The 3,203-nt window shown below is 63.6% G+C and carries 5 protein-coding genes and 1 pseudogene; 1 reads left to right on the top strand and 5 read right to left on the bottom strand.

Translation table 11 applies throughout. The annotated features are described in order from the left end of the window. Together EOA33_RS29450 and EOA33_RS29445 are read right to left on the bottom strand one after the other, a co-directional pair. On the bottom strand, positions 1-558 hold a 558-nt coding region (locus tag EOA33_RS29450; RefSeq protein ID WP_127407239.1), incomplete at its 3' end, for a 3-keto-5-aminohexanoate cleavage protein. 133 nt (positions 559-691) lie between these two features. Beyond that, positions 692-1,108 carry a helix-turn-helix domain-containing protein gene (locus EOA33_RS29445; RefSeq protein WP_126055451.1) on the bottom strand — a complete coding sequence of 139 codons (417 nt, stop codon included), beginning with the start codon at positions 1,106-1,108 and terminating at the stop codon, positions 692-694. Positions 1,109-1,211: 103 nt separating this feature from the next. On the opposite strand from EOA33_RS29445, the gene EOA33_RS29440 reads away from it, so the two are divergent. Next, a complete protein-coding gene (locus EOA33_RS29440; protein ID WP_127407238.1) occupies positions 1,212-1,799 on the top strand; it encodes a dihydrofolate reductase family protein in 588 nt (195 codons plus the stop codon). Between the two features lie 9 nt (positions 1,800-1,808). Here EOA33_RS29440 and EOA33_RS29435 read toward each other — a convergent pair whose 3' ends face one another. The 3 genes and pseudogenes from EOA33_RS29435 to EOA33_RS29425 form a co-directional block, all read right to left on the bottom strand. Continuing rightward, positions 1,809-2,030 (bottom strand): hypothetical protein, encoded by a 222-nt coding sequence (locus tag EOA33_RS29435; protein ID WP_126055449.1) that lies wholly within the window; start codon positions 2,028-2,030, stop codon positions 1,809-1,811. A gap of 172 nt (positions 2,031-2,202) precedes the next feature. After that, complete coding sequence (locus EOA33_RS29430; protein WP_127407237.1) at positions 2,203-2,865, bottom strand: phytochelatin synthase family protein; 663 nt, start codon at positions 2,863-2,865, stop codon at positions 2,203-2,205. Between the two features lie 104 nt (positions 2,866-2,969). Next, positions 2,970-3,203, bottom strand: a pseudogene (locus tag EOA33_RS29425) (cytochrome c); the annotation flags it as partial.

Below are 3,203 nucleotides of genomic sequence, written 5' to 3'. Positions count from 1 at the left end.
CAGCAGGATCGAGCGGCGGATTCCGGCGCGCGCCAGCACCGTTTCGATGCCGTCGGCGACTTGGAAAGCCTCGTCGAGCGTCTGTTCGGAAATCTCGATCAGGACGCGCAGCACGCGCCCGCCATGGTCGAGCGTCACCAGCCTCTCGGCGTCGGCGATGGAAGCCAGGCCCGCCTCGATGCCGATGCCGCGCTGGCGCAGGCTTTCCATCACGACCGGCGCGGCCGTCTCGCTGAGATTGACCGAGGCATAGTCCGGCAGCTCGCGCCAGCCGGCGATGGCGACGAGGGTGCGGAGGTCGTCCTCCTCGATCCAGGCGCCGGTGGAGACGCCGATCAGCGTTCCCGGACAAGCGCGGCGCAGCGCTGCCACCGTGCGGTCCATCGCTTCCGGCGCCAAGCTCTCCTGCCGGTCGGCGCCACGCGCATGGACATGGAGCTCGGCGGCACCCGCGGCAACCGAAACCGCGCCGTCGCGCGCCATGGCGTCCGGGTCAAGCGGCAGGGCGGCGTGAAAATCGGCGGGGCGGGCGCCGTTGATGCAGGCCTGGACGATCATGGCGGCGGTCCTGTTCGAGCTGAGTCTAACGCAGAGGCGCATAGACTGGAACCGGAACGTCTGCTGACAGGCATCGTTTCGACGCCGCGATCCAGGCGAAGAGCGCCGGTGTGGGCGATTTGCGCCGCGCCGCCTAACCCAGATTTTCCTGCCGCAGCCTCTCCTTTATCCGCGCCAGAGCCGGCTCGCCGCCGCCGGCCAACTCAGTGGCAATCCGCGCAAGATCATCGTCGGCCTTGCGATATTTGCTGCCCCAGGCGCCGAGCGTCGCCAGTACCGGCAGAAGGTCGACGCCGGCTTCGGTCAGCCGGTAGATCGCCTTCAGCCTGTGGGTCGGGTCGTCGCTGCGGGTGAGGATGCCTTCCTCCTGCAGCGTCTGCAGCCGCTCGGCGAGCGTTCGCGACGAGATGCCTTCGTCCGACTGCAGGAATTCGCGAAAATGCTTTTTCCCGGCGAATGCCAGGTCGCGGATGATGAGCAGCGTCCAGCGGTCGCCAAACAGCTCAAGCGACAGGCTGATCGGGCAGCCGGACCGTTCCCTGGTCGACATAGTTACGGTTCCATTTTTAAATCACTTTACTATTGACACCATTACCTTCGCGCGTCAAATGGTTCCAAAAGTAAATTGATTGGAAGCACGCGGAGGACCGGAAATGAAGAAACTCATCCTGCAAATGCAGATGTCGGTCGACGGCTTCGTCGGCGCCGAGGACGACCATCGCTGGCAGCTCTGGGAGTGGGGCGACGACAGCGCTTGGGACGACGCGCTGAAGCAGGACTTCAACGCTGTGTTCGAAACCATCGACACCATCTTGCTTAGCCGCAAGATGGCGGAGGAGGGCTATCTGAACCACTGGGGCAACGCCGCGACGAGATTCCCGAAGGACCGCTTCTATGCCTTTGCCCAGCGCATTGTTGCAGCGCAGAAGGTGGTGCTGAGCGACAGGCTGAAGGCCGCGCGATGGGAGCGCACGAGCATCGCAAGCGGCGACCTGCCGCGCGAGGTCAATGCGTTGAAGGCGGGCGAGGGCGGCGACATCGCCGTCTTCGGCGGCGCCGGTTTCGCCTCGGCGCTGGCCGCCGCCGGGCTGGTCGACGAATTCCAGCTCTTCATCAATCCGGCTGTGCTGGGTGCCGGCCGCCGCATCTTCGGCCAGGGCGGCTTCTCCAGGCTGAAGCTCATTGGTTCGAAAGCCTATGCCAGCGGCATGGTGGTGAGCCGCTACGCGCCGGCGAGGTGAGGGGCTGCCTCAGAAGACCCCGATGACCGGCGCCGGCTCAACCAAGGTGCCGACGCCCAAGGGATTGCGCACCCGCGCGGAGGTTTCAACATTGGCGACGGCGGCGAACCACTGGGCTTCACGCAACGTCAAACCAGCAAGCACGCAGCCAGCGTAGTCCGCAGGCTCGTCTATCCACGTGTCAAACACCGCCCAAGTATCAGGCGGCTCCCGCACTGCAACGAACCGCATTTGAGACCCCATCATGCGACGAGCAGCCACCGTAGCAGCCGGCGTGCTGTAGTCATGTGAGCGAGTACACATATTAGCAATATTGCATATGAAAGCCCAGCCTTGGTCGTTTCGGCATCAAGATCGGGCATTTAGCCATGCCTGGACAGGCGCCCGGGCATCGCATCCGTCGTCACTCGATCAGCAGCAAACCGCGCTTCCTGTCGCCATCGGAATCGATCGTGTCCATGGCCGAGAACAGGCGTTCGCGCTCGATCAGCCAGGGCTTGTAGCGCTGGTTGACGTCAAGGACGAAAACCATGTCCTCGGCGTCCATATATCCTCCGATCGGGGAAAAGTGGCCGGCGCCGGCGCCGAAAATCCTCTCCCTCGTAAAGTTGATGATGTAGCGGCGGCCGGGATCGTTGGCGCGCTTCATATGCGCGAGGAACTCCTCGGCAGTCAGGTTCCGAAGCACGGATACTTTCCGCTTGGTCTTGCTTCGAGCGACTTCGGCAACCTCGTCCAGGGTCAGCCCGATGATGCAGAATCCGGTCCAGCACTTTCCCGTTCCCGCAAGCACTTCAGCTTCCGTCGTCTCTTCTTCGCCGATCGAGCGGAACATGTTTGCCACGCTTGCCGGACCGCACCTTGATGCGTTCGATTGCCATTCGACGTCGGCATTGAAAGCAGCGGCCACGGGCAACTTCCAGGCACGGTCGATCAATTCGGGCGCGCGGATAACCGAAGACTGGATCTTGTCCGGCGAGACTGCCGACGGACCAGCAATCAGGAATGCGGCGCCGCAGAGCAGGCCGATACCGGCAATCACACCGAATGCAAGACTGCGCCTCATCGCTGTGCCTCGGAGCCATACAGCAGAAGGAGATTGCAGAAGCCGGCGCGCAACGTCAATCAGCGCCGAGTCGGCACGCATCGCCATCGTCCACAGCCGGAATCTCAATGCGCCGGAGCGCCTCGCTGGTCGGCATCCGTCAGCGTGCCGAGGAAAGCGACGATGTCGTCGATCTCGGCATCGGTCAGCGCCGGCCTGTCGCCCGGCTTCCCGCCGAAGGGCGGGTCCTTGTTGAGGTTCGGCCAGTAAACCTTTGGCAGGTCGTCATATTTGTCGACCGTGCCGTCGGCATTCTTCGGATACCAGCGGCCGGGATCGCTGTCGCGGCTGCCGTAGAA

The organism is Mesorhizobium sp. M4A.F.Ca.ET.050.02.1.1 (assembly GCF_003997725.1).
GTDB lineage: Bacteria > Pseudomonadota > Alphaproteobacteria > Rhizobiales > Rhizobiaceae > Mesorhizobium.
The sequence above is the reverse complement of the archived record's forward strand: the minus strand, read 5'-3'. Positions and strand labels throughout refer to the sequence as shown.